The following is a 24,502-nucleotide window of genomic DNA, read 5'->3' as shown; positions in this document are numbered from 1 at the left end:
TTCCATCTCGTCGTAACCGTCTACTGTCGCTGGAGGTGGGCGAAGGCTGTTGGTGGCGTCCGCAGCCGTTCGGCGATCTGGGTTGCGCACTCGGCGGGGGACTGCTGGTCGGTGTGCACTTCGACGTCGTACTGCAGGTGCTGGTGGACGAGTGGGAACTGTACGGCGGCGCGGCCGACGGTTCGGTTGCCTCGGGCCCGTTCTCGGCGTTCGAGCTCGGGGAGGGGGCAGTGGATGCCGACGAGGTACACGGGAAGGCCCGCGAACACCTCCAGGCAGTCGGTCAGGCGCCAGCGTTCGCCGAGGATGTGATCGACGACGACGTCGTTGCCCGCGGCAGCCGTTCCGGCGACGGCGCGGTGGAAGCCGCGGACGGTGCGCTGGAAGATCGGCAGGAACTCCTCGTCCGTCCACTCGTGCTTCGACCTGATGCGATGGAAGTGGTCGACCGCCAGGTGGTACCACGGGCCGTCGAGCGTCCGCAGCAGTTCCTCCGCGACACTCGACTTGCCGGAGCTCGACGTCCCGTTCAGGAACACCACTCGCCCGGGCGGCCGATCGGTCGCCTCCGGCAGCAGTTCGTGGGTTGCGCTGGTCATCGCCCCATCATTCCCCGAAGTAGGTCCGCAGCCTGTCGACGTACGGTGCCCGCTGCTCGGCGGTCGCGACCTCGCGGACGACGTCCTGTACGGCGTGGCCGGCCGTGGGGGAGAGGTCGTAGAGGTTCTCGTGGTGGTCGGTCGGGACGACGAGGACGTGGCCCTGGTTGTTCGGCCACCAGCGGGAAGCGACGAAGGCCAAAGCGCCGTCCGTACGACGTACGACGTCGTGCTGGGTGGTGAGCTCGTCCTCGCCGCCGGCGGCCAGGTGGCAGAACGGGCAGACGTAGCCGGGCGGTGCGTGGTTGAACATCTCGGAGTCCCCTTGACCTGGATGGTGGGTGCGGGTTGGGTGGTCGGATGAGTGAGCTGCGGGTGGTTGTGGTGGAGGCGGGCGACGAGCGGGCGGTCGAGGACTGGCGGGCGGTGCACAACGCGATCATTCCGACCGCGCCGTTGTCCAGCGACGACGTCCGGGAACGGGCCGGGCGCAACCATCTCGAGGTCCTGTACGCCGATGACGTGGTCGTCGGCTGCTCGACGGTACGTCCGCCGGCGGACTCGTCCGCGGTGACGGTGATCGCGCGCGTGCTTCCGGCGTACCGGCAGCGCGGGTACGGCGAGCAGTTGTACACGCGCGGGCTCACGAAGGCCGAGGAGCTCGGTGTCACGGACGTCGAGACGGTCGTGCTCGCGAGCAACGCCGAGGGGCTGCGGTTCGCGCTGCGGCGTGGGTTCATCGAGATCGACCGGTACGTGCTGCCGGGCGACACGATTCCGTTCATCGACCTGCGACTCAGCTCGCTGTCGGTCGCCGACGCTTCGCACATGGACGCGGTCCGCGCTGAGCCGGCGCAGTAGGACTACCGCGGCACGGCATGTCGGTGGTCGTCGCGCTCAGCGCGTGGGCGATCCACACCAACCACCGCACCGAGGGCAGCTGGACGCGGCGCTACGAGTACGGCGTACCGCGCGGCCCGTCGGTCCCGATCGAGATCACCACCGACTGAGCTTCTTCACCTGTCGCGTGAGCTCAGCACACAGAACTCGTTGCCCTCGGGGTCGGACAGAACCGTCCAGCTAGGCTCGTCCGGCTGACCGACGTCGACGCGGCGAGCGCCGAGGCTCTCCAGCCTCGCGATCTCGGCGTCGCGGTCCTGGCTGGTGTGTGGTGCGAAGTCCAGGTGCAGCCGGTTCTTGACGGCCTTGCCCTCCGGCACCGGCACGAACACGATGCCGGGCCCGACCCGCTCCCACGGCGTCTCGCGCATCGCCGCCTCGTCCACCCACGACGGGATGATCACGCACTCGTCGTCGGTCGCGATGATCACCCGCCAGTCCAACGCCTCGGCCCACCACGCCGCCTGCGCCTTCACGTCCGCGCAGTCCACGACCACGGAGTACCACCGCAACGCCATCTCGCCCCTCCTCGACTCGGTGCCGCGATCCTGCCAGGCGCCACCCCCAGAAAACGTCAGACGAGGTCGAGCAGCTTGCGCGTCGGGCGCACGGTGATGCGCCAGTCGCCGTACAGGCCGAGGACGTCGTCGGTCGTGCAGCGCAGCGCGAGGTAGACCCACCCGAGCTCGCCGTCGATCCGTTCGGTGAACCCGGCCGCGACCTCGAACAGCTCACCGCCGCACGGGCAGACCGCCCGCTGGACCTCCGCCCAGTCGGTGCCGCCGAGCATCACCCGGGGCCGGTCGCAGCCGGCGCAGCGTCGTACGGCGTACTCGCGCTCGTCGTCGATCCCGACCACGAACACCGAGTCCCCACACCCGTCGCAGCGGGCCGGCACGATCTCGCTCACCTGCCCGTGCGAGAACGTCACCAGGAACTCCGCGAGGTCCGAGCTCACCGACCCCCGCCACCACGGACTGCGCCGCTCGATCACCATCCGTTGAGAATGCCAGCCGCTTCCTCCCGCGCTTCGGCGACGGGCCGTGGCCGGCCCGTTTCAGTCCGTACAAGTTTCAACCGAGCTGTCTCGGTCGGTGCATCACCAGTCGTCCTGCCCCAGCCCGACCGCGCCGTCGATCAGCTCCCGCGCCGCGTCCAGGTGCCCGAGGTGCCGCGCCGTCTCCTCGACCAGGTGCAGCACGATCACCCGCAGCTCAGCCGGCTCCGTCCCCACCCCGTGCCGCCCGATCGGTGCCGCCGACAACGAAGTCGAAGCCAGTACGCCGTTCGCCCGCGCGATCTGCTCCCGGTAGAACCCGAACACCACCTCCGGACTCCGCGTGGTCGACAACGGCCCACTCCCGTCGTCCTCCCAGGGCAACGGATCCGCCGCCCCCAGCATCACCTCCTGAAACCAGTGCCGCTCCGCATGCCCCAGGTGCTCCACCAGCCCCATCGGAGCCCACCCCGAAGGCAGCACCGACCGCCCCAACTGCTCATCACTCAACCCAGCAAGCACCTCGAACACCCGAACTCGCTGAGCCTCCAAGAACTCCACCAGCAACTCGTCCACGGCATCCATGGCGAGACCCTCCCACCCACCACCGACAATCCGTCGCCGCAGGTCGTGAACCGGAGGCAGCTATCGATCCGACCAGATGATCCGCTCGGCGAACGCGCCACGCTCCGCCGCCTTCTCCGAGCGGATCCGCTCGATCTCCTCCGCGGTCGAGCCCAGGTCGACCGCCAGGGCCCGGACGACCTCCAGTACGTCGGCCAGCTCCACGAGTGCCGCGTCGCGGTCGTCCTCGCCGAGGAACTCGTCGACCTCCTCGACCAGCTTGTCGCGCAGCCGGCTCCGGTACTCGTCGGGCTCGGCGCGGTACACGATCGGCGTCTCGCCCTTGGCGCGGATGATCTCGGGCATCCGGTCCCTCACCAGTTTGCGCACCGGCTCATTTCAGCAGGTCGAGTACAGCGGCGGCAGGTTCCCCTCCAGCAGGTACGCCGTGATCTTCGCTCGCGCACGGGGAGAGGCCGAACTCCTCGGTGAGGGCGTTCAGGAGGAAGACCCGCTCAGGCTCCTCGGGGTTCTCCGGGCCGTCGGGGAGTGCGTTCGGGCCGAGGTACGCGAGGTCGTCGAGGTGGTAGCCGGTGAGGCACCCCAGCGCGAGGAACTCGGGCAGGCTCGTGCCGACGACGTGGTTGGGCTCGTCGGCCAGGGGGACGCAGAGGACGATCGTCGTGGTCGGTGCGTCGGGTGGGCCGAAGAGGGCGCAGAAGTGGATGCCGTCGCCGCCGGTCGAGGCGAACGTGATCGCGTTGCGAGGGCTGTTGACGTAGTCGCTCCAGTCGCCCGGGGCATCGGGCGACTCCAGGAACAGACCGGCGAAGCCGAGGACCGTCGACGGGTGCTCGTCCGGCTGGAACACCCGGGAGCGCGGGTGCGACGTGGTCAGCCTTTCGGCGAGGTGCCACAGGCGGGTCCAGTCCTGGCGGAAGCTCGTGGGGACGTCGGGCATGCCCGGATGATCTCCGCCGGAGAGGTTCGAGAAGGGGTCATGTCCTGGCCGCTACTCCTCCTAGAGTCGTCGTATGACGACAAACGAGCAGACCGTGACCGGTGAGCGGGCCGACATTCTCGACTTCCTCGCGAAGCACCGGTCCTTCCTGGTGCACACCGCGCAGGGCCTCACCGACGAGCAGGCGAACACGCGGAGCACGGTCAGTGCGCTGACCGTCGGCGGGCTGATCAAGCACGTGACCGCCGTCGAGCAGAGCTGGGCCGACTTCGCCCGCAAGGGCGGCGGCGAGGACGTGACCGACGTCGAGTTCACGCCGGAGCGCGCCGCCGAGTGGGAGAACATGTTCCGGCTCGCCGAGGGGGAGACGCTGGCCGGCGTACTGGCCGAGTACGAGAAGGGTGCCGCGGCGACCGACGAGCTGGTCAAGACCCTCGACCTCGACGCCACCTACGAGCTCCCGACCGCGCCGTGGCAGCCGGCGGGTGTCTTCTGGTCGGTACGCCGGGTGTTCCTGCACATCACCGCCGAGACCGCCCAGCACGCCGGCCACGCCGACATCATCCGCGAGACCATCGACGGCCAGAAGTCGATGGGCTGAAGCATCGCCGGGGCTTCAGCGACTGAGGCCCCGGACCATCATCCGGCGAGAGCCGGCGGCCTGGTTTTCGGCCGCGTCACCGGCTGGTCAGGCCTTGCCGAGGCCGGTGATCGAGCTCACGCCGCCCTGGGCGGACGTGCAGGTTGCCCAGGTGGTTTGACCAAGAGGCACGATCGGCGAGCTGACGGTGGTCCCGTTCGAGCAGCGGACCCTGATCTGAAAGCGCGGGTTCCCGTCGGCCGCCACGCACCGGCCGAACCCGGTCAGGCCCTCGCCGACCGAGCGCCAGACCTCGCAGTCGATTGCGGCAGCGCCGACCGGGGCGGCCTGAGCGGTCGTGACGGGCAGGGCGACGGCGGCGGCCGTGACCAGCAGGGACAGGGCACCAAGGGCGATCGGGCGCATGAATCCTCCAGCTCGATGGGCGAAATTCCCGGCCAATCTATCCGCCGACCGTCGTACGCACCCGCTCGCGAGTGTTGCTGTCAGAACGATCGACGACGGGCTGAGCGGCTCACGATCCTCCGCTACGCCCCGGTCCGGCCGTCATCCGTCCTTGTCTACAACGACATGCAGCACCTCCCGGCGGACCTCCGCTGGACAGGCTTCCCCGCAGGCCCGCGCGTCTAGCCCCAGCGCTCGTCGTACGACGAATGGCCCCGGTCAGCTCTCCGGGTCGTCGATGAACTTCCGGACGTCCTGCGCACACCGGCACGCCACCGCGACCTTCGCTGCCCACTCCCGAGCGCTCTCGCGGTCGGGGACCTCGACGACCATCACGCCGCCGATCAGCTCCTTGCTCTCGGGGTACGGCCCGTCGGTGACGATCCCGTCGGTGCCCACCACGCCCGGGTCCGCGTCGCCGTCGTCGTAGCTCAGACCGCCCGCGAAGACGTACACCCCGGCGTCCTTGGCCTCCTGCACCACCGCGTGCGAGGTCCGTCCCACCTCGGGAAAGTCCTCCGCGGTGATGTGATCCATCGCGCCCTTCTCGAACGAGATCAGGTACTTCGCCATCGCACCGCTCCTTGTCCCGGCGTCCGACTCCGGCCGCCACTCACCCGTACGACGAACACCCCACCCCGGATCCGACACGCTACCGCCAGAATCCTGATCTGAAGCAGGCAAAGGCCGAGGGCCCCACCAGTGGTGGAGCCCTCGGTTGCTGCAGGGGTCAGGCCGGGAACGGCACGCCCGTGTTGCTGTGGCACCTGTAACCGTTGGGGTTCTTGGCCAGGTACTGCTGGTGGTACCCCTCGGCGTAGTAGAACGAGTCCAGCGGGGCGATCTCGGTGGTGATGTCGCCGTAGCCGCGGGGCTTGATGACCGGGGCGTAGAGGTCGCGGGTGCGCTCGGCCTCCGCGCGCTGCGCCTCGGTCGTGTAGTAGATCGCCGAGCGGTACTGGGAACCCAGGTCGTTGCCCTGGCGCATGCCCTGGGTCGGGTCGTGGGTCTCCCAGAAGACCTTCAGCAGATCGGTGAAGGTGGTCTTGGACGGGTCGTAGACGACGCGGATCGCCTCGGTGTGGCCGGTTCCGCCGGTGCAGACTTCCTCGTACGACGGGTTGGGGCTGTACCCGCCCGCGTAGCCGACGGCGGTGGTGTAGACGCCGGGCTGCTGCCAGAAGATCTCCTCGGTGCCCCAGAAGCACCCGGTGCCGAACCAGACTTCCTCGAAGCCCTCGGGCACCGGCGCCGTCTGCGGCGTACCGAGCACGATGTTGTCCGCCGGGACGGCGTAGCCGGGCTCCGGGCGGCCGGGCAGGGCGGCCGACGGCTCGACCAGAGCGGTGTTGCGCTTGAAGAACGACATCTCACGCCTCTCGCAGAATGACTTTCATAGTGTCTCAACACGACCCCAACGGCGAACCTTCCCGCCCAGGATTACGCCAGGATGACGTCAGGCGATCAAGGCGGCCGCCGAACGACGAGTCGGGCCGCGCTCGGTCAGTTGCCCGTACGACGCCGCCAGCAGTTCCACGGAGTGACGCAGCGTGTCCGGATCCTGCGTGTACGGCAACCGCATGAACGTCTCCAGCCCGCCTTCAGGCGAGAACCTGGATCCAGCCACCAGCAGTACGCCGTTACGCTGCGCAACCCCCACCAGTGAAGACCCGACCGCGGCCGGCAGCTCGCACCACATCGACAGTCCACCGCCGGGCAGCGTGAACTTCCAGTCCGGAAGCACCGCCCGCAACGCCGAGGCCAGCGCGTCCCGCCGTTCCCGCAGCCCGGCGCGCCGTTCCGGCAGGACCGAAGCCTTGTCCCGCAGCAGCCGCGCGACGACCAGCTGCTCCAGCACCGGCGCCCCGAGGTCCATCGACGCCCGCGCGTCCAGGATCCGCGCGACCAGCGTCTCCGGCACCCGCAGCCAGCCGATCCGCAGCCCGCCCCAGAACGACTTGCTCACCGACCCGACCGTGATCACGCCGCCCGGATCGAACGAGGCGAACGGCGGCGGCATCTCCTGCCCGTCCAGCGGCAGCTCGTACAGGGTCTCGTCGATGATCGCCGTCGTCCGGCTGCGCGCGAACGCGATCGCCAGCCGTTGCCGGTCGGCGGCGGGCATCAGCCGGCCGGTCGGGTTCTGGAAGTCGACCACCAGCCAGGCGGCGCGCGGCGCGGTCTGCCTGATCGTTGCCTCAAGCAACGGAAGGTCCCAGCCGCCGGGACTCATCGGCGCCGCGACGACCCGCGCCCCGCTGCGCCGGATCGAGTCGACCGAGTTCGGGTGGGTCGGGCTTTCGGTCAGCACCCGGTCGCCGATCTGCGTCATCGCCCGGACCGCGATCGACGTCGCCGCCAGCGCGCCGGCCGTGACGATGATCTGGTCCGCCGACGTCGGCAGCCCGCGCGCCTCGTACGACGCCGCGATCTCCTCACGCAGCTCCGGCAGCCCCTGCGGGTGGTAGCCGGGCGTCGCCAGGTGGTGCGGCAGGTCCTCCATCGCCGCGGCGACCGCCGTACTGATGCCCGGTACGGCGGGCGACGCCGCGCAGGTGAAGTCGTACAGCCCGTCCGTGTCGATCCCCGGCGCGTGGTGCCGGCCGAGCTCGGGCTCGATCCGCGACGGCAGCGCGGTCACGCTGCCCGAGCCGCGTCGGCTGGTCAGGTACCCGCGGTCGCGCAGCTCCCGGTACGCCGAGGCGACCGTCGTACGGCTGACTCCGAGCGCGTCGGTCAGCTCCCGCTCGCTCGGCAGCCGCGAGCCCGGCATGATCCGCCCGTCCGCGATCAGCAGCCGGAGGCGTTCGGCCAGGGCCCGGTACGCCGGGCCACCGTCGTCCGACCAGGTGCCGAGCAGGCCGCTCAGGGTGCTCGCGGGCAGTTGTTGGCCACTCATGCAGTCCACTATTGCTCAAGTGGCTATCGATCACCAGGCCAATGGCGCTCAAAATGGATCCTGTGACCGCCACCGTTGAACCCACCACGCCACCCCGTACGCTCGCCGCGCTCAACCCGATCGAGCAGCTCAAGGCCGGCCGCCTCCCGCGCCGCCTGACCCAGCTGTACGTCGGGCTCGTCCTGTACGGCGCGTCGATGGGTCTGATGATCGAGAGCCACCTCGGCCTGGACCCGTGGGACGTGCTGCACTCGGGCATCACCGAGCACCTGCCGCTGACCTTCGGCACGGTGGTGATCGCGATGAGCTTCGTCGTGCTGCTGTTCTGGATCCCGCTGCGGCAGTGGCCCGGGCTCGGCACGATCAGCAACGCGATCGTGATCGGCCTGGTCACGGACCTGTCGCTGTCACTGGTACCGACGCCGGACGCGCTCTGGGTGCGGATCCTCTACCTGACCGTCGGCGGCATCGTGCTGAACGCGCTCGCGGGCGCGATGTACATCGGCGCCCAGTTCGGCCCAGGGCCGCGGGACGGGATGATGACGGGGCTGGTACGGCGTACCGGACTGAGTGTGCGACTGGTCCGGACGAGCATCGAGGTGACAGTGCTCGCTGTTGGGTGGTTGCTCGGCGGGGTGGTCGGGTTGGGGACTGTTGCTTATGCGCTGGCGATCGGCCCGTTGGTGCACGTCCTGCTGCCGATCTTCACCGTGCGGCTGCCGGAGGGCGTGAAGGCTTAGCTCTTGTCGAACCGGGTCGGTCGGCAGCCTTCGAGTTCGGGCGCCGGCCGATCCGTGAGGATCTCGGACGCGGCCAGTCGGCCGACGGCGGCGGCCAAGGTGATCGCCGAGTGCATCACGGCGACGTACAGGCCCTCAGTGCCGGCCGGTCCGCCGATGATCGGCTCGTCGTCGACGGGCATCGGTCGCCAGCCGACCTCCACGGAGATGATCTCGGCGTCGCCGCCCCCGCGGAAGCGCGCGGCGAACTGATCCCGGACGCGCTGGGCGGTCGCGCGCAGCGCGGCCTGAGCTGTCTCGCCGGAGTACACCGTCGGAGCCAGGACCGTGCCGTCATCGAGTTGCCGCGCCTCCAGCGCCGGCGTCGCGACGATCGCGCGGACCAGGCCCGGCTTCGCCCGCAACCGCACGAGGATCGCCGGCGACGGCTCTACAGGCAGGTGGATGCCGACACCCGCGCAAAGGGCGACACTGCCCGTACCAGCAGCCAGCACGACGGTCTCAGCGGGAATCGTCCCAGCGGTTGTCCGTACGCCGATCACCTTGCCTGCTTGGTGTTCGAGGGCAGTCACCGTCGTACCGACCAACACCTTTGCGCCTCGCTCGCGCGCGGCGGACACCAGAAGCTCGGCAGCAGCGACCGGGTCGAACGCCGCGTCCCCAGCGTGGTGGGTCGCCTCGGCCGGGGGATCGACGAGGTTCGGCTCCAACCCACCGACCTCGTCGGTGATCGGCCCCGGGTTGTCGTCGAAGCCGTCCCAGACCAGCGAACCCGTCCAGCGGATCGCCAGCCCGGGAAGCTCCGCCTCCAAGCGCCGGTACTCGTCCAGCGCCAGGTAGCGCAGAGGCGCCGAGGGGCGATCACTGCTGACCGGTCGACCGATCCACGCGAAAGAAGACCGGGTGACGCCTGAACCAGGCAGGCCCGCGTCGATCAGTGTGACCGGTCGGCCTTGCCCGCTGAGGTGGTACGCCAGGGATGCCCCGACGATTCCGGCGCCGACCACGACAATGCTGCGCTCCGCCATCCCGCCTTTCTAACAGGGGAAAGCATCGCCACGACAGCGAATAACACCAGCGAGGCCCGGACCGCCAGCGGTCCGGGCCTCGCTGTGCAGGACCCCTCAGCCTGCAGTCCGTGGGATCAGCCGACCGGCTCCAGCGTCCGGTCCTCGGTCGCCGGCCGCCGGTTCTTCAGCTTGCGCGGCCACCACGCCTTCGGGCCGAGCAGCGCGGTCACGCTGGGGACCAGGAAGATCGACATCACGAACGCGGAGATCGCGATCCCGACGGCGACCGAGAAGCCCATCTCGGTGAGCAGGGCCATCCCGGCCAGCATCAGCGAGGAGAACGTGCCGGCCAGGATCAGCCCGGCCGCCGCCACCGACGGGCCGCCGTGCTCGATCGCGAGGTCGGCCGCGGTGCGTGGATCGGTGCCCTCTTCGGCCTCCTCGCGCAGCCGGGCGATCATCAGGATGTTGTAGTCGGTGCCGATGGCAACGACGAACAGGTAGAGCATGATCGGCAGCGAGAACGACACCCCGGCGTGCCCGGCGGCGCCCTGGAAGACCAGGACCGTGGCGCCCGTCGTACTGAAGAAGCTGAGCACCACCGCGACCATCAGCACCAGCGGCGCCAGCAGGCTGCGCAGCAGCAGCGCCAGGATGATCGCGATCAGGCCGCCGGCGACCGGGAAGATCACCGACAGGTCGCGGCTGTTGGCGTCCCGGATGTCGGTGTACGACGAGGTCACGCCGCCGAGCAGGGTCGTCGTACCGGCCGGTGCGTCCGCGTGCGCGGCGTCCTTGAGGGCACCGTCGACCAGGTCCAGGGACTCCACCGAGTACGGCGTGCCGTCCAGTACGACGTTGATCTGGGCAACGGTCTTGTCACCGTTCAGCAGCGCGGGGGAGCCGTCGGCCGACGCGGGCAGCACCGCGCCGACGCCGTCGACCTGCGCGAGCTTGCCGGCGTACTGCTTGAGCTCGGCCGGGTCGAGCGGGCTACCGTCGGTGCTCTTCACGTAGACGGTCGTCGGGTTCAGCGCGCCGGCCGGGAATCCGGACTGCAGGTCCTTGATCGCGCGGGCCGACTCGGTGTCGGCCGGCAGCTGCGCGAACGCGTCGTAGTCGATCTTCATGCCGAGCGTGCCGAGCGCCAGCGCCACCATGATGCCGCCGGAGATCGTCGCGACCACGGCCGGGCGCTTGGCGGTGAACCGGCCGAAACGCTTGAACATCGCGCCCTTCGGCGACTTCTGCCACGACTTCGACGGCCAGAACACCTTCGGGCCGAGCAGCGAGACGACCGCCGGGATCAGCGTGATCGCCGCGAACGCCATCACCGCGACCGCGATCGCGAGGCCCGGGCCGAGGCTCTTGAACCCGCCGAACACGGCCAGCAGCAGCGCGCTGAACGAGACCACGATCGCGCCGGCCGCGGAGACGATCACCTCGGCGACCCGGCCGGCCGCGGTGATCAGCGCCTGCTTCGGCTCCTCGCCGGCGCGCAGGCGTTCGCGGTACCGGAAGAGCAGGAACAGGATGTAGTCGGTGCCGACGCCGTACAGGACGACGGTCAGGATCGTCTGCAGGTCCTGGGTGACCTGCAGGTCGAACGCCTTCGCGGCCAGCGCGATCAGGCCCGGCGCGATCGCGCTGACCAGCCCGACGGTGAGGATCGGCAGCAGCGCCGCGACCGGGCTGCGGTAGATGAACAGCAGCAGGCCGACGATCAGGACCAGGGTGGCGATACCGACCACCACGAAGGCGTTCTCGAAGGCGTCCTGGTTGTCCAGGTAGAGCGCGGCGTCGCCGGTCACGCCGTACTGGAGTCCGCTGTCGGCGAGCGCCGGGCCGGCGACGTCACGGACCTTCTGTACGGCGTCGAGCACGGCCTGGTCGTCGGCGAGACCCTTGAGGCCGACGCTGACGAGCTGGACCTGCTGGTTCGGCGAGAGGGCCTGCGGGCCGGTGATCGCGGCGGTGACGCGGTCGATCTTCGCGTCGGTGATCGCCTTCGCGAGGCCGGTCACCTCGGCCTGGTCGGCCGCGGTCAGCTCCCCGCCGCCGGAGCGCTTGACCACGATGCTTGCGGTCGCGTCGTTGGTCTGGCCGAACGCGTCGGCCGCCAGCTTCTGCGCCTGCACCGACTCGTAGGAGTCGGGCAGGAAGCTGGCCTGGTCCTTGCTGGTCACGTCGGCGAGCGTCGGCGCGAAGGCGAGCACGGCGACCGCCGCGATCACCCAGGCCGCGATCACCTTCCACGGGTGGTGGACGACGAAGCGTCCGAGTCGGTCGAACACGGGGACCCCCTCCTGCCGTACGGCGTCGTACGGTCTCTACCTGCCGGTCGGTTGGTAGGCTACCTGCCGCACGGTAGGCTGCACAAATGAGAAAGTAGGTGACATGCAGCACGCGACGAGAGCCCGCGACACCAAGGGCGAGATCCATCGGGCGGCGCTCGAGCTGTTCAGCGGGCAGGGGTACGAGAAGACGAGCCTGCGGGAGATCGCCGAGCAGGTGGGGATCACGAAGGCGTCGCTGTACTACCACTACTCGTCGAAGCAGGACCTGCTGAAGGCGATCATCGGAACGTTCTTCGACGACCTGAACGAGGTGCTGCTGCGGGTCGGGACGACCGAGTGGTCGCTGGAGCACGAGCAGGAGCTGCTCAGCGCGTACGTCGACGTGGTGATCAGGCACCGGGGGACCGGGCCGACGGTCCTGCGCGACATCGCGGCGGTGCTCGCGGCGTTCGGCGACGACTTCGACGACCTGATCGCGCGCAGCCGGGCCTTCCAGCTGTGGCTGGCGGGACCCGACCCGGCACCTCGCGACCGGGTCCTCGCGGCCGCGGCGGTCGAGGTGGGCGGTGCGGTGCTGTCGGCAGGCCTCGAGCCCGCCCAGCTCGGCGACGCGGAGCTGCGCGAGACGTTGCTGGAGGCGGCAACCGCCGTACTGTCGGGGCGGCGGAACGTTTCTTCTTGATTTTTTGTACGGCGGTGGCTGGCGCCGGCGGCGATGCGGCCGGGCAGGTCGTGCCGGGCTGAGACCGCGGCGGCCGGAAAGAGCGAGGGGTGGGGCCGAGCTGTGCTCGGGCCCACCCGTGGTGCTGTGGGCGGGCCCCGGCGCGGGGGCTGAGGTCGCGTCGGGCGGACAAGCGTGAGTGGGCCCGAGTTGTGCTCGGGCCCACCCTGGTGCTGTGGGGGTTAGTCCTGGGACCTGGTGGTTGGGTCCGGGCCCTGCTTCTTGGTGTGGGCGCCGGGGGCCTGCTCCTTGGCGCTCGGGGTCGCCTGGGCGGGTTTGGCCGGCTTGCTCATCGTGTTGGCCGCGGCCTGACCGTCGTGCAGGGTCTTCCACATCTCGCGGTGTGCGGCGACAGCGGTTTGTCCGCCGCCCTCGACCGCGGGAGCGCCGGCCGTCTCCAGGCCGGCGGCCTGCGCCCTGAAAGGCTCGACGAGTCGCCCGAGCTCGGCCACCTTCGCCGCGTCCGGGTTCTGGGAGCTCACGATTTCGGCGACCTGCTGGGCGAACGCGAGATCGGCCTTCGGGAGCTCCTGGCCCGGCACGTTGTTGGTGGGGTCGTTCCGGCGTTCGGCGAACGCGGCAAGAGTGGCGCTGGCCTTCGCGGCCGCCCGGCTCATCTGCTGGTTGCCGTACGCCTTCGCCTCGTCCACCTTGCCACCGGCCCAGTCCGCGGCCTGCGTCAACTTGTCGTCGGCCGCCTGCACCACCGGCACGACCTTCTCGTTGGCCCACATCTGGCCCCGGACCACCTGCTTCGTCACCGCGTCGCCGACGACGGCCTGGCCTTGCTGGACCTTGGACCAAGCCCAGCGGCCGGCGGAACGCAGTGCCTTGTCCGCACCTTTCGCCAGGGCCATGCCGGCGTCGCGCACCAGGCTCCGGCCGCGGTCGCGAGCCTGAACGGTCGCCTCACGGGTCGGCGCGCTCAACTCACCTGCCTGCTGCGCGGGGCCGGCAGTTGCCTGCTGACCGGCAGACGACCGCTCGGCGCGGTGGCGACCGCCCTGCGACGGGTTGAGCGCCCGATCGGTGCTTCGCAGCCGCTGAGCGGCCTGGGAGAGGCGGGCGAACGTGTTGCGGATGCCGCGGATGCACTTGGCGACCGCGTTGATCATCGGGGCGACCGCCTTGACCGCGTTGACCACGTGGTTCATCGCCTGCTGCTGCGCGGGGGTCATCGTCCCGAGTGCCCTGAAGGCCTCCGGGGTCAGGCCCGGCTGGCGCACGGCGGTTTCCGGACCCTCGTTCGGTGTGCTCATCGAATCTCCTAGTCGATGTAGACCGCGTAGTTGACACCCACGGCCGGAGTCAGCGGGTCCTTGGTCGGCTTGTTGCTGAACAGGTGGAACTGCGCGCCGGGCCGGATCCAGGCGGCCAGGTGCCGGCGGTCCACACCCGCTCCCGCGCCCCACTCGTCGAGAAAGTCCGGGTTGCTGTCGTCGCTCAGGTAGTCCGGCTCACCCCAGTGCCTGCGGGCCAGCGCGAGGTGGTCGGGCCAGTGCTCGTCCAGCCCCTTCTCGGCGTCGGCGATGTCGTCCGGGCCGATCTGGTACGCCGTCCAGCCCGCGTTGCGGCAGTCGGCGAACGCGAGCCCGTCGAAGACCAGCATCGTCGTCCCGCGCCGCGTGGTGAACCCCCAGGACGCGGCGCCGTCGTCGATCGTCTCGCCCGGCTCCAGGTCCCACGGCTTCCAGCCGGTCGCCGCCATCACCCGGTTGACCAGCGCGGTCACCACGGCGGGACCGGTCGCGTCACTGTCCGGCCCGGCCACGGCGGTCCAGTCCCCGACCTCGGCGAAGTCGGCCATCGCCCGGTCGTCCTCGTCCAGCGCCCTGTCCTGCGTCTTCATCGGCATCCCTCCACTCAACCGCAGCAAATTTAAGTGCCGCCAAGGGTCAAAGCTGTGCTTTTGGCGTCGACTTCGTCGCCGCGGGTTTTGGGGCTTTGTCGCCCGTTCTTCCCTCGTCGGTCGGTCGCTGCGCTCCCTCCCTCCTCAGTCCAGAACGGGCGGCCCCAAAACCTTGGTGCTTGGTCTTGTCGGGATGTGTTCATGGCCGTCGGCTCCGTTCTGTTGTCCACAGCATCTATGGCACGATTCGGCAACGATGGGACCAGGCCGTACGCTGGTTCGGTGGAGATCAACGACCAGTACGGCTTCGAGACGCTTGCTATTCACGCGGGGAACGAGCCTGACCCGACCACCGGTTCGGTGGTGCCGCCGATCTATGCGACCAGCACCTACAAGCAGGACGGTGTCGGCGGGCTGCGCAACGGCTACGAGTACTCCCGGTCGGCGAACCCGACCCGGACCGCGCTCGAGGAGTGTCTGGCCGCGATCGAGGGCGGCAAGCGCGGGTTCGCGTTCGCCAGCGGTCTGGCCGCCGAGGACACGCTGATCCGGTCGCTGTGCGTCCCCGGCGACCACGTGGTCTTCCCCGACGACGCGTACGGCGGCACCTTCCGGCTGTTCTCCAAGGTGCTCGGCGCCTGGGGCGTCGAGATGACGCCGGCCGCGGTCACCCACCCGGAGGCGATTCGCGCCGCGATCCGCCCGGGCAAGACCAAGGTGGTCTGGCTGGAGACCCCGACTAACCCGTTGCTGAACGTCGCCGACATCGCGATCGTCGCGCAGATCGCGCACGACGCCGGCGCGCTGCTGGTCGTCGACAACACCTTCGCCTCGCCGTACCTGCAGCAGCCGCTGGAGCTCGGCGCGGACGTGGTCGTGCACTCGACCACCAAGTACATGGGTGGGCACTCCGACGTGGTCGGCGGTGCGCTGATCGTGCGTGACCAGGAGTTGGCCGACAAGATCGCCTTCCACCAGAACGCGATCGGCGCGGTCGCCGGACCGTTCGACGCCTGGCTGGTGCTGCGCGGCATCAAGACGCTGGGCGTCCGGATGGACCGGCACAGCGACAACGCCGAGAAGGTCGTCGAGTTCCTGCAGCGGCACCAGGCGGTGACGTCGGTGCTGTACCCCGGCGTCGAGGGTCACCCCGGTCACGAGACCGCCGCCAAGCAGATGAAGCGGTACGGCGGGATCGTGTCGTTCCGGGTCAGCGGCGGCGAGCAGCACGCGCTGGACATCTGCAACAAGGCCGAGGTGTTCACCCTCGGCGAGTCCCTCGGCGGCGTCGAGTCGCTGATCGAGCACCCGGGCAAGATGACGCACGCGTCGGTCGCCGGCACCCCGCTGGAGGTCCCCGCCGACCTGATCCGCCTCAGCGTCGGCATCGAAACCGTCGACGACCTCCTCCAGGACCTCGACCGCGCGATGGCGTGATGATTCGTCCTTGGTGTGGCTTGTTGCCCACGGCAGCAAGTCACACTGCCGGGCGTGCACGGGGTCCGGCCGCGGGGTGCGGTCGGGGAGGGAGCAACAGGTATGGGGCTGGTAGTCGCGGTTGACTTCGGGTCGACGTTCACCAAGGCGATCGTGGTGGATGCGGGGTCGGGGGACCTGGTGGGGCGGGCCGAGCATCGGACGACGGTGGGGACCGATGTGCTGGACGGTTGGTTTGCTTGTCGTGAGCAACTGCTGGGGCTGGATCGTGGGGTGGAGCGGGCCGAGCTGCTGGCCTGTTCGTCTGCGGGGGGTGGGCTGCGGATCGCGGTCGTGGGGAACGAAGAGCTGGTGACCGCCGAGGCCGGGCGGCGGGTCGCGTTGTCCAGTGGTGGGCGCGTGGTGGCCGTCGTGAGTGGCGGGTTGACTGCTACCTCGGTGAAGGCGTTGCGGGCGGAGAAGCCGGACGTCGTACTGCTACTGGGTGGGACCGACGGGGGGAACTCCGCGGTCCTGACCGGGGCGGCCGGGGTGCTGGCGAAGTACAAGTGGCGTAAGCCGGTGGTTGCTGCGGGCAACATCGAGGCGCGGGACGAGGTTGCCGGGCTGCTGGCCGGTGGGGGAGTGCCGGCGGTGCTGGCCGGCAACGTGGTACCGGAGATCGGGGTGTTCGCGCCGGACTCGGCGCGGGCGGCGATCCGGGAGATGTTCCTGGCGCACGTGATCGGTGGGAAGAACCTGTCGAAGGACCCGGCGTTCGCGCGGATGGTGCGGGCGGCGACGCCGGACGTCGTACTGCGGGGTGTCGAGGTGCTGGCCGGACTGCACGGCGATGTTGCGGTGGTGGACATCGGCGGGGCGACCACGGACGTGCACTCGGTGATCGAGCTCGACCCGGAGGACGCGAACCTCGGGCGGGAGGTCGTCGCGACGCATCCGGTGACGCGCACGGTCGAGGGTGATCTCGGGATGCGGTGGAGCGCGGTCCCGGTGGTCGAGGCCGGAGTCGAAGCGGGCCTGCTGGAGGGGCTCGCCGCGTCGAAGGATGCAGGTGGGCCGGCTGGCGCAGGCGGGCCGGCGGACGAGAGCTTGGCGGAGGCGGCGAGGCGGCGGCGAGCTGATCCGAGCTACCTGCCGGACACACCCGCCGAAGCGGCGTACGACGAGGTTCTGGCGACGGTGGCGGCGACGGTTGCGCTCCGGCGGCATGCGGGGCGGCAGCGGGTGGTGTTCGGGCCTGGTGGGCGGGTGATCGAGCGGTCGGGGAAGGATCTGCGCGAGGTGGACCTGCTCGTCGGGTCCGGGGGAGTGCTGCGGCACAACGGGCTTGAGGTGGCTGAGCGGATCCTCGGCGCGGTGGGTGCGGGCGCGCGGGAGGAGGGCTGGCTGGTGCCGACGACCGCCCGGACCTGTGTGGACAAGGACTACGTGCTGGCGGGTGTGGGTCTGCTGGCCGAGGTGGATCCGGTGGCGGCCGAAGGGCTGGCGCGCCGCGTGGGCGCCGAGGTCTAGCGCGCCGGGTACCCATGCCTACATGGAACGGTCTCCGGCGGGCACTAGGGTCAGGAACGAGCCCTGGGGAGGTGCCATGAGCGATCCGGAGAAGCCGGAGCAGGAGCGGTCCGACGTACCGGACGTCGGGCGGGACGAGCTGAGTCCGGTCGCGGACAACGACGTCGCGGAGGGAACCAGCGACACCGTGGTCGCGGACGGCGCCGAGCACCACCTCACGGTGTCGTCGAGCCGGGGCCGGATCGACACCGGGGTCACGCCGGGGATGCAGATCGCCAGCGCCTGGGCGTGGCGGTTCCTGGTGGTCGTGGCCGCCGTGCTGGCGATCGCGTACGCGATGCGGTACCTGTCCGAGGTCGTCGTACCGGTGACCGTCGGCATCCTGCTCACCGCGCTGCTCATCCCGATGACCAACGGGCTGCAGAAGCTGAAGCTCGCGCGCGGGCCGGCGGCCGGGATCACCGTGGTGTTCACGATCGTGCTCGTCGCCGGGTTGCTCACGCTGGTCGGGACGCAGATCGCGACCCAGTTCGAGAACCTGTCGACGCAGGTCGGCGAAGGTGTGCAGAAGCTGCGCGACCTGGCCCGGATCAACCTGAACGTCACCGACGCCGACATCACCGACGCGCTCAACCGGCTGCGCGACACCGTGACGTCGGGCGGCGCGATCGGTCAACGAGCCGCCGAGGTCGGTACGACGGCCACGCACGTGGTCGCCGGGCTGTTCATCTCGCTGTTCTGCCTGTTCTTCTTCCTGTACCAGGGCGAGCAGATCTGGGCCTGGCTGGTCCGGCTGTTCCCGCGGCAGGCGCGCGAGAAGGCCGACTCGTCCGGCCGCAAGGCGTGGGTCTCGCTGACCGCGTTCGTCCGCGCCACGATCATCGTCGCCGCGGTGGACGCGGTCGGGATCGCGCTCGGTGCCGCGATCCTCGGCCTGCCGCTGGTCAGCGCGATCGGCATCCTGGTCTTCGTCGGCGCGTTCATCCCGGTGGTCGGCGCGCTGGTCAGCGGCTGTGTCGCGGTCCTGGTCGCGTTGGTTGCCAAGGGCCCGTTCGTCGCGATCATCATGCTCGCGGTGGTGATCGGTGTGCAGCAGCTGGAAGCACACGTGCTGCAGCCGTTCCTGCTGGGCCGGGCGGTCAGCGTGCACCCGCTCGCGATCATCCTGTCGATCGCGACCGGCGTGATCGTCGCCGGCATCGTCGGCGCGCTGATCGCGGTGCCGACGGCGGCGGTGCTGAACACGATCGTCAACCACCTGGCGGGCAACGACGTCGATCCCGAACCACCCCGTCCGATCCCCCGCAGACCCCCGCGGCGCCGGCCGCCGGTGGAGGAGCCGGTCGCCGACAGCTGATGGTACGGCGTACCAGCCGCAGGTAGGAGCAGCCGTGCGTTGGCTAGACGCCGCGGGGGCCCTGGTCTCGGGACTGGGTCGGGGTTGGCGGCTGGTACGTCGTCGCGCCGGTCTGGCCGGAGCGACTGGGGCCCTGGCGGGTTGAGCCGGTCTGCATCAGGCGCATGCCGTTGTCGATGTCGGGGTTCGCGGCCCGGGTGCGGAGCTCCTGGGCCCAGCCGCCCATGTCCTGCTTCAGGGTCGCGATCTGGTCGGGGCTCAGGCCCTGCTGGGCGTACTGCGCGTCGGGGATCCGGGACGCGAAGTCGAGCTGCTCGGCGTACATGCCGCGGTCCATCGGTGACATCTCACGCTCGTCGGCCAGCTCGAGCAGCTGGTCGTGCGTGTACCGGCCGGACTGCGCGCAGGCCTGCAGATCGACGTAGTCCTTCGCGTCGCCGCGCTGATAGACGGTGCCGACCTTCGAGCCGACTGCGTCCTGGGCGGAGATCACCGGGCCGACCGGTGAGTCGACCGGGGGCCGGCTGCGGTAGTCGCGGCCGAGCTCGATCTGCGTCGTCCGGCCCTCCTTGGTCAGCTGGAGCTGCGCGTACTCGTCGGCCTGGCGGGTCACGCCAACGGCGTACCCTTGCTCGCCGTACGCCGCCTGGAGGCCCTCGACGGTCTGCCGGAAGTCCGTCTGCTGCCGATCGGTGAACAGGTCGACGTCCTTCGACGGCCGCGACCCGATGCCGTGCATCGCGAGCGCGTGCCCGCCGGCCAGAGCGTAGCCGCGGTCCTGCAGGGCGGTCAGCCCGATCCGCGCCACCTGTTCGTGGTCGGGATCCATCACTGCCACACTCCGCCGGCGCCGATCGCCGCGAGCTGCGGGAACGCCGTGTGCCACCGGCGGACGCAGTAGCGGGGCAGGCGCAGCTGCGGCCAGAGCGCGATCAGCAGGTCCTTGTTCAGGAAGCGGGCCAGGTCGTCGACCGTCGCGGCCTCGCTGATCACGGTCGTGTACAGCAGGACCCGGTCGTCGGGATCGCCGAGGTCGTACCCGGTCTTCGGGCTCCAGTCGATCGGGATCGGCAGCTCGACCACCCCGCTGCGTGGCCCGGTGAGCTGGTCGAGGGAGTCCGGTACGACGTACGGGATCCGCGCCGCGTGCAGGTCTCCGGGCTGGGTCCGGGGCGGCTCGTTCATCCACCCATTGTCGCCGACGACCGGATCAGCCGGCGGTGGACGCGTGGTCGAGCTGGTCGGCCCAGCCGGTCGCCGTACGCCGGATCCTGGCGATCAGGTCCGGCGTCGCGCTGTAGCGGAGGAAGCCGGCATCGGGCAGCAGGCTTCCCGCGCGGAGCTGGCCGGCGAACATCGGGCGGTCCAGCGCTGTCACCTCGCGCCGGTCGGCGAGGGCGAGCAGCGCGCCGGTGGTGTAACGGCCGCTGTCGAGGATCGCCTGGACGTCCATGAAGTCGCGTGGTTCGAGACGGGAGTAGACGGTCCCGACCTTCGAGCCGACCGCGTCCTGCTCGGACAGCACCGGCCCGACCTCCAGCTCCACCGGTGGGAACTGCCGCAGGTCGGCGCCGAGATCGGCCTTGGCCTCGCCGTCCACCACGACCCGGGCGAACAGCGGCGCCTGCCGGACCACCTCCGCCTTCAGCCCGTCCGCCTGGTACGCCGCAACCAGCCGCTCCACCGCGGCCGCGAACAGCTCGGCGTCCAACCGGTCGGTGAACAGATCGATGTCGTCCGACGACCGCGCGCCGAACCCGTGCGCCCGCAGCGCGTACCCGCCGGCCAGCACGAACCCGTCCCGGGCCAGAGCACGCAGTCCGACTGTCGCCATCCGCTTCTGAAGCTGATCCACGCGCACAGTCTGCCCGACAAAACAGCCGCCCCCGGGGATTCCCGGGGGCGGCTGTCGGGTGGTGCTGGATCAGTGCATGGCGGCGGCTGCGGAGGCCTCGAGGTTCGGCTCTTCGCCGTCCTTCGGGGTCTCGTCGCGGCCGGCCAGGCGCTGCTCCGGGGTGATGATCGCGATCACCAGGGCGATCGCCAGGAACGGCAGGGAGACCAGGAACACGTCGCCCATCGCCTCGACCAGGCCGTGCAGCGCCCAGCCCTGCATCGGCTCCTTGAGGGCGTGCAGCGCGTCGACGCTGTTCGCCGCCTTGGCGAGCTGGCCGACCATGTTCTGCGCCGAGCTCGGGACGATGTCGCCGAGGTGCTCGGTCAGCCGGCTGGTCAGCACCGCGCCGTACACGGCCGTACCGATCGCTCCACCCATCGAGCGGAAGAACGTCATCGACGAGGTCGCGGTGCCCATGTGCTTGCGGGGCACGCTGTTCTGCGCCGCGGTGACGGTGATCTGCATCGACAGGCCCAGTCCGGAGCCCATCAGGAACATGAAGATTGCCAGCTGCCAGTACGGCGTGCTGAGGCTCAGCGTCGACAGCAGCAGCATCGCGACGCCGACCAGGACCGCGGAGATGATCGGGTAGATCTTGTAGCGACCGGTCTTGCTCATCAGCTGGCCGCTCGGGATCGAAGCGCTGAAGATCCCGAGGATCATCGGCAGCAGGGCCAGCCCGGAACGGGTCGGCGACATGTCCTTGACGGCCTGCAGGTAGAGCGGCAGGAAGATCAGCGCACCGAACATCGCGAAGCCGAGCAGGAACGCGAACCCGGCGTACCCGGAGAAGATCCGGCCCTTGAACAGGTCCATCGGGATGATCGGCTCGGAGACCCGCAGCTCGACGAAGACGAAGGCGACCGCCAGGACGACGGCGGCGACCAGCAGGCCGATCGTGGTGGCCGAGTCCCAGCCGTTGCTCGGGCCGCTCCAGGAGACGGCCAGCAGCAGGGTGGTGACCGCGCCGGTGACCACGGAGGCGCCGAGGTAGTCGATCTTGTGCGAGCGCTTCACGTGCGGCAGCTTCAGGACGGCGCCGACGACGCCCAGGGCGACCAGGCCGATCGGCAGGTTGATCCAGAAGATCCAGCGCCAGCCGGGACCGTCGGTGAGCAGACCGCCGAGCAGCGGGCCGGCGACCGAGGACAGACCGAAGACGGCACCGAAGTACCCCATGTACTTGCCGCGCTCACGCGGCGGGATCACGTCGCCGATGGTGGCGAAGGCCAGCGACATCAGACCGCCGGCGCCCAGGCCCTGGACGGCACGGAAGCCGATCAGTTCCTCGATGTTCTGCGACAGCGCGGCCAGCACGGAGCCGGCCAGGAAGGTGACGATCGCCGCGATGAACAGCGGGCGGCGGCCGTACAGGTCGGAGATCTTGCCCCACAGCGGCGTCGAGGCGGTCGAGGTCAGCAGGTAGGCGGTGACCACCCAGGACAACTTGTCCAGGCTGTTGAACTCGCTGACGATCTGCGGCAGCGCGGTCCCGACGATGCTCTGGTCGAGCGCGGCCAGGAACATGCCGGCCATCAGGCCGCCGAGCACGACCAGGATCTGCTTGTGGGACAGGTAGCTCGGGGTGTTCGGATCAGGCGCAGCGCCGCCGGTGACGGCGGGCTCGGTGGTGCTCATCTGGTGCTCTCCACGTTCTCTTCGGTGTTCAGTCGCGCCGCGGCGGCCCAGCCCTTGTCGGCCCAGGCCTTGTCGTCGCGTGCGTCGGTCAGGTTCGCGACGCCGTCGGCGAACCGCGTCATCAGCTGCTCGAAAGTCTTGACGTCCTGCTCGGTCCAGCCCTCCATGGCCTGGGTGAGCAGCGCCATCCTGCGCTGGGCGTTCTTCTCCCACTCGGCCGTGCCCTGCGCGGTCAGCTCGACCCGGAAGGCGCGTCCGTCGTCGGGGTCCACCGAGCGCTGGACCAGGCCTGCCTGCTCCAGCGAACGGACGTGCCGGCTGGCGGTGGAGGCGTCGATCTCCATCTTGCTCGCCAGGTCGGACAGCCGCAGCGCGCCGTTGCACCGCAGGACGAAGAGCGCCAGGTGGGCGCTCTGGTCGAGCGTGTCGCCGGGCTGCTTGGCCTTCAGCCGCCGCCCGATCCGGGTGAACGCGTGCAGAACCCCTTCGACCGGGGTCTGCGGGGCGTACCCGTCATTTACATGCATGGTGCAAGCATATACATACGTGCGTGATACATGCAAATGAGTTTCCTAAGATGTCTCCTGGATGGCCAATGATTAACCGCCCGTAGTCTGGCGGTCACACGGTGTTCAACGGGCGTCAGGAGCGGGCATGCAGAAGATCGCGGTGGTCACCGGCGGCGGGTCGGGACTCGGGCGGGAGATGGCGCTGGCGCTCGCCGCGGCCGGGTTCCAGGTGACGGTGACCGGGCGGACCGAGGCGAAGCTGCGGGAGACCGCGGCCGCCGCCGAGCAGATCGACGCCGTCGGCGACGCGGGCGTCGGCGAGGTCCGTACGGCGGTGCTGGACGTCACCGACGGACCGGCGGTCCGCGACTTCTTCGCGAGCCTGTCCCGGATCGACGTGCTGGTCAACAACGCCGGCACCGGGATGCCGGCTGCCCCGGTCGAGGAGGTCGGCGAGGACGACTGGCGGGCCGTCGTCGACACGAACCTGACCGGCTCGTTCCTGTGCGCCCAGGCGGCGTACGCGCTGATGCTGCGGCAGGACCCGAAGGGCGGCCGCATCATCAACAACGGCTCGCTGTCGGCGCACGTCCCGCGGCCGCACGCGATCGCCTACACCGCCTCCAAGCACGCGATCACCGGGCTGACCAAGGGCCTGGAGCTCGAAGGCCGGCCGCACAACATCACCGCCGGCCAGATCGACATCGGCAACGCCGCCACCGTGATGACGCAACGGATGGAGCAGGGCGCGCTGCAGCCCGACGGGTCGACCGCGGTCGAGCCCACCTTCGACCCCAGGATCGTCGCCGACTTCGTCGCCCGCGTCGCCCTGCTCCCGACGTCGGTCGCCGTGCCGACGCTCACGGTGATGGCCGCCGGCATGCCGTACGCCGGCCGAGGCTAGCGACCGGCGTACGGGCTTCAGCGGATGCGGTTGACCGTGGAGGCCGAGGCCGGGCAGAGGATCAGCAGGCAGCTGTCGACCTTGACGTCGTCGACGACCGCGCCCCAGGCCTGGGGCGAGGTGCCGGCGAACTTCAGCGTCGCGGAACTGTTCAGGAGGTTGGTGAAGTAGAAGGAGCGGTAGGTCCAGCCCATGTTTCCGTTGGACTTGCCGGTGACGTCGAAGGTGAAGGCGTCGACCTGCTGGTCGTTCACCGTGACCCGGCCGCTCTTCACGGTGGGCGGTCCCTCGGAGTTGCCCGCGACCGCGAACGTCACCTTGTACGTCGTGAGCAGCTGGGTCGGGAGCGTCCGCGCGACCGCTCCCGGGCCCGAGCCGTTGAGGTCGAGGGACTGGCGGCCTTCGGCGTTCTGCCAGTCGGTGGTCAGATCCACGCTGCCGGTGGTCACGGTCCAGCCGCCGAAGCTCTGCCCGGCGACGTAGCCGAAGAACTCGACGCCGAGGGCCGGTTCCTCGAAGCCGTTGGCCAGGACGGGAGCGGCGGATGCCGGTGACGCGGTCAGGGCGACGAGCGCGGTGGACAGGGCGAGCAGGAACGTCGTACGGCGGAACTTCACGGGGCCTCCCCAGGCAGAAAGGACGGACGGGTCCTAACAGTCAGTGTGC

At 70.0% G+C, this 24,502-nt stretch carries 30 protein-coding genes; 9 read left to right on the top strand and 21 right to left on the bottom strand.

Annotated features, from left to right (window positions below; genetic code table 11):
• Positions 1 to 20: 20 nt before the first annotated feature.
• On the bottom strand, positions 21 to 599 hold the full coding sequence (locus ACLQ2O_RS21875; RefSeq protein WP_425834228.1) for a chloramphenicol phosphotransferase CPT family protein: 579 nt from the start codon (positions 597 to 599) through the stop codon (positions 21 to 23).
• A gap of 7 nt (positions 600 to 606) precedes the next feature.
• Positions 607 to 912 (bottom strand): HIT family protein, encoded by a 306-nt coding sequence (locus ACLQ2O_RS21870; protein ID WP_425834226.1) that lies wholly within the window; start codon positions 910 to 912, stop codon positions 607 to 609.
• A 47-nt stretch (positions 913 to 959) separates the two neighbouring features.
• Between ACLQ2O_RS21870 and ACLQ2O_RS21865 the strand changes: the two genes are divergently transcribed.
• Together ACLQ2O_RS21865 and ACLQ2O_RS21860 are read left to right on the top strand one after the other, a co-directional pair.
• The gene (locus tag ACLQ2O_RS21865) at positions 960 to 1,460 is read left to right on the top strand and encodes a GNAT family N-acetyltransferase (protein WP_425834224.1); all 501 of its coding nucleotides are present in this window, start codon (positions 960 to 962) and stop codon (positions 1,458 to 1,460) included.
• 17 nt (positions 1,461 to 1,477) lie between these two features.
• Positions 1,478 to 1,609 (top strand): hypothetical protein, encoded by a 132-nt coding sequence (locus ACLQ2O_RS21860; RefSeq protein WP_425834222.1) that lies wholly within the window; start codon positions 1,478 to 1,480, stop codon positions 1,607 to 1,609.
• 6 nt (positions 1,610 to 1,615) lie between these two features.
• On the opposite strand, the gene ACLQ2O_RS21855 is transcribed toward ACLQ2O_RS21860, so the two are convergent.
• The 5 genes from ACLQ2O_RS21855 to ACLQ2O_RS21835 form a co-directional block, all read right to left on the bottom strand.
• Positions 1,616 to 2,017 carry a VOC family protein gene (locus ACLQ2O_RS21855; RefSeq protein WP_425834220.1) on the bottom strand — a complete coding sequence of 134 codons (402 nt, stop codon included), beginning with the start codon at positions 2,015 to 2,017 and terminating at the stop codon, positions 1,616 to 1,618.
• 56 nt (positions 2,018 to 2,073) lie between these two features.
• On the bottom strand, positions 2,074 to 2,496 hold the full coding sequence (locus ACLQ2O_RS21850) for a hypothetical protein (protein ID WP_425834218.1): 423 nt from the start codon (positions 2,494 to 2,496) through the stop codon (positions 2,074 to 2,076).
• A gap of 102 nt (positions 2,497 to 2,598) precedes the next feature.
• Entirely contained in the window at positions 2,599 to 3,081 is a 483-nt protein-coding gene (locus ACLQ2O_RS21845) for a DinB family protein (RefSeq protein ID WP_425834216.1), read from the bottom strand.
• Between the two features lie 60 nt (positions 3,082 to 3,141).
• A complete protein-coding gene (locus ACLQ2O_RS21840; protein WP_425834214.1) occupies positions 3,142 to 3,450 on the bottom strand; it encodes a nucleoside triphosphate pyrophosphohydrolase in 309 nt (102 codons plus the stop codon).
• A gap of 4 nt (positions 3,451 to 3,454) precedes the next feature.
• Positions 3,455 to 4,021, bottom strand: coding sequence for a hypothetical protein (locus tag ACLQ2O_RS21835; protein ID WP_425834212.1), 567 nt, complete (start codon positions 4,019 to 4,021; stop codon positions 3,455 to 3,457).
• Between the two features lie 73 nt (positions 4,022 to 4,094).
• On the opposite strand from ACLQ2O_RS21835, the gene ACLQ2O_RS21830 reads away from it, so the two are divergent.
• A complete protein-coding gene (locus ACLQ2O_RS21830; protein WP_425834210.1) occupies positions 4,095 to 4,622 on the top strand; it encodes a DinB family protein in 528 nt (175 codons plus the stop codon).
• A gap of 87 nt (positions 4,623 to 4,709) precedes the next feature.
• Here ACLQ2O_RS21830 and ACLQ2O_RS21825 read toward each other — a convergent pair whose 3' ends face one another.
• From ACLQ2O_RS21825 to ACLQ2O_RS21810, 4 genes are all read right to left on the bottom strand, one after another.
• Positions 4,710 to 5,027: a hypothetical protein gene (locus tag ACLQ2O_RS21825; protein ID WP_425834208.1), complete on the bottom strand. Its 318-nt coding sequence runs from the start codon at positions 5,025 to 5,027 to the stop codon at positions 4,710 to 4,712.
• 258 nt (positions 5,028 to 5,285) lie between these two features.
• On the bottom strand, positions 5,286 to 5,639 hold the full coding sequence (locus ACLQ2O_RS21820) for a YciI family protein (protein ID WP_425834206.1): 354 nt from the start codon (positions 5,637 to 5,639) through the stop codon (positions 5,286 to 5,288).
• 157 nt (positions 5,640 to 5,796) lie between these two features.
• Complete coding sequence (gene msrA, locus ACLQ2O_RS21815; protein ID WP_425834204.1) at positions 5,797 to 6,435, bottom strand: peptide-methionine (S)-S-oxide reductase MsrA; 639 nt, start codon at positions 6,433 to 6,435, stop codon at positions 5,797 to 5,799.
• A gap of 87 nt (positions 6,436 to 6,522) precedes the next feature.
• A complete protein-coding gene (locus ACLQ2O_RS21810) occupies positions 6,523 to 7,965 on the bottom strand; it encodes a PLP-dependent aminotransferase family protein (RefSeq protein WP_425834202.1) in 1,443 nt (480 codons plus the stop codon).
• A 53-nt stretch (positions 7,966 to 8,018) separates the two neighbouring features.
• On the opposite strand from ACLQ2O_RS21810, the gene ACLQ2O_RS21805 reads away from it, so the two are divergent.
• Entirely contained in the window at positions 8,019 to 8,705 is a 687-nt protein-coding gene (locus ACLQ2O_RS21805; RefSeq protein ID WP_425834200.1) for a YczE/YyaS/YitT family protein, read from the top strand.
• Here ACLQ2O_RS21805 and ACLQ2O_RS21800 read toward each other — a convergent pair.
• Together ACLQ2O_RS21800 and ACLQ2O_RS21795 are read right to left on the bottom strand one after the other, a co-directional pair.
• Complete coding sequence (locus tag ACLQ2O_RS21800) at positions 8,702 to 9,733, bottom strand: NAD(P)/FAD-dependent oxidoreductase (RefSeq protein WP_425834198.1); 1,032 nt, start codon at positions 9,731 to 9,733, stop codon at positions 8,702 to 8,704. The genes ACLQ2O_RS21805 and ACLQ2O_RS21800 overlap by 4 nt on opposite strands.
• 116 nt (positions 9,734 to 9,849) lie before the next feature.
• Positions 9,850 to 12,009, bottom strand: a complete 2,160-nt coding sequence (locus ACLQ2O_RS21795) for an MMPL family transporter (RefSeq protein ID WP_425834196.1) — start codon at positions 12,007 to 12,009, stop codon at positions 9,850 to 9,852.
• 103 nt (positions 12,010 to 12,112) lie between these two features.
• Between ACLQ2O_RS21795 and ACLQ2O_RS21790 the strand changes: the two genes are divergently transcribed.
• A complete protein-coding gene (locus ACLQ2O_RS21790; protein ID WP_425834194.1) occupies positions 12,113 to 12,694 on the top strand; it encodes a TetR/AcrR family transcriptional regulator in 582 nt (193 codons plus the stop codon).
• Positions 12,695 to 12,915: 221 nt separating this feature from the next.
• Here ACLQ2O_RS21790 and ACLQ2O_RS21785 read toward each other — a convergent pair whose 3' ends face one another.
• Entirely contained in the window at positions 12,916 to 13,992 is a 1,077-nt protein-coding gene (locus ACLQ2O_RS21785; RefSeq protein ID WP_425834192.1) for a hypothetical protein, read from the bottom strand.
• Positions 13,993 to 14,000: 8 nt separating this feature from the next.
• On the bottom strand, positions 14,001 to 14,582 hold the full coding sequence (locus ACLQ2O_RS21780) for a hypothetical protein (protein WP_425834190.1): 582 nt from the start codon (positions 14,580 to 14,582) through the stop codon (positions 14,001 to 14,003).
• 282 nt (positions 14,583 to 14,864) lie between these two features.
• Here ACLQ2O_RS21780 and ACLQ2O_RS21775 point away from each other — a divergent pair, with 282 nt between their 5' ends.
• The 3 genes from ACLQ2O_RS21775 (at position 14,865) to ACLQ2O_RS21765 (ending at position 18,888) form a co-directional block, all read left to right on the top strand.
• Positions 14,865 to 16,019 (top strand): cystathionine gamma-synthase, encoded by a 1,155-nt coding sequence (locus tag ACLQ2O_RS21775; protein WP_425834188.1) that lies wholly within the window; start codon positions 14,865 to 14,867, stop codon positions 16,017 to 16,019.
• Between the two features lie 102 nt (positions 16,020 to 16,121).
• Positions 16,122 to 17,531: a glutamate mutase L gene (locus tag ACLQ2O_RS21770; RefSeq protein WP_425834186.1), complete on the top strand. Its 1,410-nt coding sequence runs from the start codon at positions 16,122 to 16,124 to the stop codon at positions 17,529 to 17,531.
• Positions 17,532 to 17,607: 76 nt separating this feature from the next.
• Positions 17,608 to 18,888, top strand: coding sequence for an AI-2E family transporter (locus tag ACLQ2O_RS21765; RefSeq protein ID WP_425834184.1), 1,281 nt, complete (start codon positions 17,608 to 17,610; stop codon positions 18,886 to 18,888).
• Positions 18,889 to 18,931: 43 nt separating this feature from the next.
• On the opposite strand, the gene ACLQ2O_RS21760 is transcribed toward ACLQ2O_RS21765, so the two are convergent.
• The 5 genes from ACLQ2O_RS21760 to ACLQ2O_RS21740 form a co-directional block, all read right to left on the bottom strand.
• Complete coding sequence (locus ACLQ2O_RS21760) at positions 18,932 to 19,717, bottom strand: nucleotidyl transferase AbiEii/AbiGii toxin family protein (RefSeq protein ID WP_425834182.1); 786 nt, start codon at positions 19,715 to 19,717, stop codon at positions 18,932 to 18,934.
• Positions 19,717 to 20,073 carry a hypothetical protein gene (locus ACLQ2O_RS21755; RefSeq protein ID WP_425834180.1) on the bottom strand — a complete coding sequence of 119 codons (357 nt, stop codon included), beginning with the start codon at positions 20,071 to 20,073 and terminating at the stop codon, positions 19,717 to 19,719. Before ACLQ2O_RS21755 ends, ACLQ2O_RS21760 begins: the two co-directional genes overlap by 1 nt.
• 25 nt (positions 20,074 to 20,098) lie before the next feature.
• Positions 20,099 to 20,743: a nucleotidyl transferase AbiEii/AbiGii toxin family protein gene (locus tag ACLQ2O_RS21750; protein ID WP_425834178.1), complete on the bottom strand. Its 645-nt coding sequence runs from the start codon at positions 20,741 to 20,743 to the stop codon at positions 20,099 to 20,101.
• Positions 20,744 to 20,812: 69 nt separating this feature from the next.
• Positions 20,813 to 22,423: an MDR family MFS transporter gene (locus tag ACLQ2O_RS21745; protein WP_425834176.1), complete on the bottom strand. Its 1,611-nt coding sequence runs from the start codon at positions 22,421 to 22,423 to the stop codon at positions 20,813 to 20,815.
• The gene (locus tag ACLQ2O_RS21740; protein WP_425834174.1) at positions 22,420 to 22,950 is read right to left on the bottom strand and encodes a MarR family winged helix-turn-helix transcriptional regulator; all 531 of its coding nucleotides are present in this window, start codon (positions 22,948 to 22,950) and stop codon (positions 22,420 to 22,422) included. Before ACLQ2O_RS21740 ends, ACLQ2O_RS21745 begins: the two co-directional genes overlap by 4 nt.
• A gap of 127 nt (positions 22,951 to 23,077) precedes the next feature.
• Here ACLQ2O_RS21740 and ACLQ2O_RS21735 point away from each other — a divergent pair, with 127 nt between their 5' ends.
• Entirely contained in the window at positions 23,078 to 23,836 is a 759-nt protein-coding gene (locus ACLQ2O_RS21735; RefSeq protein ID WP_425834172.1) for an SDR family oxidoreductase, read from the top strand.
• A 17-nt stretch (positions 23,837 to 23,853) separates the two neighbouring features.
• Here ACLQ2O_RS21735 and ACLQ2O_RS21730 read toward each other — a convergent pair whose 3' ends face one another.
• Positions 23,854 to 24,453 carry a choice-of-anchor C family protein gene (locus tag ACLQ2O_RS21730; RefSeq protein WP_425834170.1) on the bottom strand — a complete coding sequence of 200 codons (600 nt, stop codon included), beginning with the start codon at positions 24,451 to 24,453 and terminating at the stop codon, positions 23,854 to 23,856.
• Positions 24,454 to 24,502: the final 49 nt, after the last annotated feature.

Source organism: Kribbella sp. DT2 (genome assembly GCF_049844575.1).
GTDB lineage: Bacteria > Actinomycetota > Actinomycetes > Propionibacteriales > Kribbellaceae > Kribbella.
Note: the sequence above shows the minus strand (reverse complement) of the source record. Positions and strands in the feature narration are given on the sequence as shown.

Excerpts from the sequence above, each read along its gene's own strand:
- ACLQ2O_RS21875 (WP_425834228.1), bottom strand. The coding sequence starts at position 599 with ATGACCAGCGCAACCCACGAACTGCTGCCGGAGGCGACCGATCGGCCG.
- ACLQ2O_RS21870 (WP_425834226.1), bottom strand. The coding sequence starts at position 912 with ATGTTCAACCACGCACCGCCCGGCTACGTCTGCCCGTTCTGCCACCTG.
- ACLQ2O_RS21865 (WP_425834224.1), top strand. The coding sequence starts at position 960 with ATGAGTGAGCTGCGGGTGGTTGTGGTGGAGGCGGGCGACGAGCGGGCG.
- ACLQ2O_RS21860 (WP_425834222.1), top strand. The coding sequence starts at position 1,478 with ATGTCGGTGGTCGTCGCGCTCAGCGCGTGGGCGATCCACACCAACCAC.
- ACLQ2O_RS21855 (WP_425834220.1), bottom strand. The coding sequence starts at position 2,017 with ATGGCGTTGCGGTGGTACTCCGTGGTCGTGGACTGCGCGGACGTGAAG.
- ACLQ2O_RS21850 (WP_425834218.1), bottom strand. The coding sequence starts at position 2,496 with ATGGTGATCGAGCGGCGCAGTCCGTGGTGGCGGGGGTCGGTGAGCTCG.
- ACLQ2O_RS21845 (WP_425834216.1), bottom strand. The coding sequence starts at position 3,081 with ATGGATGCCGTGGACGAGTTGCTGGTGGAGTTCTTGGAGGCTCAGCGA.
- ACLQ2O_RS21835 (WP_425834212.1), bottom strand. The coding sequence starts at position 4,021 with ATGCCCGACGTCCCCACGAGCTTCCGCCAGGACTGGACCCGCCTGTGG.
- ACLQ2O_RS21830 (WP_425834210.1), top strand. The coding sequence starts at position 4,095 with ATGACGACAAACGAGCAGACCGTGACCGGTGAGCGGGCCGACATTCTC.
- ACLQ2O_RS21825 (WP_425834208.1), bottom strand. The coding sequence starts at position 5,027 with ATGCGCCCGATCGCCCTTGGTGCCCTGTCCCTGCTGGTCACGGCCGCC.
- ACLQ2O_RS21820 (WP_425834206.1), bottom strand. The coding sequence starts at position 5,639 with ATGGCGAAGTACCTGATCTCGTTCGAGAAGGGCGCGATGGATCACATC.
- msrA (WP_425834204.1), bottom strand. The coding sequence starts at position 6,435 with ATGTCGTTCTTCAAGCGCAACACCGCTCTGGTCGAGCCGTCGGCCGCC.
- ACLQ2O_RS21810 (WP_425834202.1), bottom strand. The coding sequence starts at position 7,965 with ATGAGTGGCCAACAACTGCCCGCGAGCACCCTGAGCGGCCTGCTCGGC.
- ACLQ2O_RS21805 (WP_425834200.1), top strand. The coding sequence starts at position 8,019 with ATGGATCCTGTGACCGCCACCGTTGAACCCACCACGCCACCCCGTACG.
- ACLQ2O_RS21800 (WP_425834198.1), bottom strand. The coding sequence starts at position 9,733 with ATGGCGGAGCGCAGCATTGTCGTGGTCGGCGCCGGAATCGTCGGGGCA.
- ACLQ2O_RS21790 (WP_425834194.1), top strand. The coding sequence starts at position 12,113 with ATGCAGCACGCGACGAGAGCCCGCGACACCAAGGGCGAGATCCATCGG.
- ACLQ2O_RS21785 (WP_425834192.1), bottom strand. The coding sequence starts at position 13,992 with ATGAGCACACCGAACGAGGGTCCGGAAACCGCCGTGCGCCAGCCGGGC.
- ACLQ2O_RS21780 (WP_425834190.1), bottom strand. The coding sequence starts at position 14,582 with ATGAAGACGCAGGACAGGGCGCTGGACGAGGACGACCGGGCGATGGCC.
- ACLQ2O_RS21770 (WP_425834186.1), top strand. The coding sequence starts at position 16,122 with ATGGGGCTGGTAGTCGCGGTTGACTTCGGGTCGACGTTCACCAAGGCG.
- ACLQ2O_RS21765 (WP_425834184.1), top strand. The coding sequence starts at position 17,608 with ATGAGCGATCCGGAGAAGCCGGAGCAGGAGCGGTCCGACGTACCGGAC.
- ACLQ2O_RS21760 (WP_425834182.1), bottom strand. The coding sequence starts at position 19,717 with ATGGATCCCGACCACGAACAGGTGGCGCGGATCGGGCTGACCGCCCTG.
- ACLQ2O_RS21755 (WP_425834180.1), bottom strand. The coding sequence starts at position 20,073 with ATGAACGAGCCGCCCCGGACCCAGCCCGGAGACCTGCACGCGGCGCGG.
- ACLQ2O_RS21745 (WP_425834176.1), bottom strand. The coding sequence starts at position 22,423 with ATGAGCACCACCGAGCCCGCCGTCACCGGCGGCGCTGCGCCTGATCCG.
- ACLQ2O_RS21740 (WP_425834174.1), bottom strand. The coding sequence starts at position 22,950 with ATGCATGTAAATGACGGGTACGCCCCGCAGACCCCGGTCGAAGGGGTT.
- ACLQ2O_RS21735 (WP_425834172.1), top strand. The coding sequence starts at position 23,078 with ATGCAGAAGATCGCGGTGGTCACCGGCGGCGGGTCGGGACTCGGGCGG.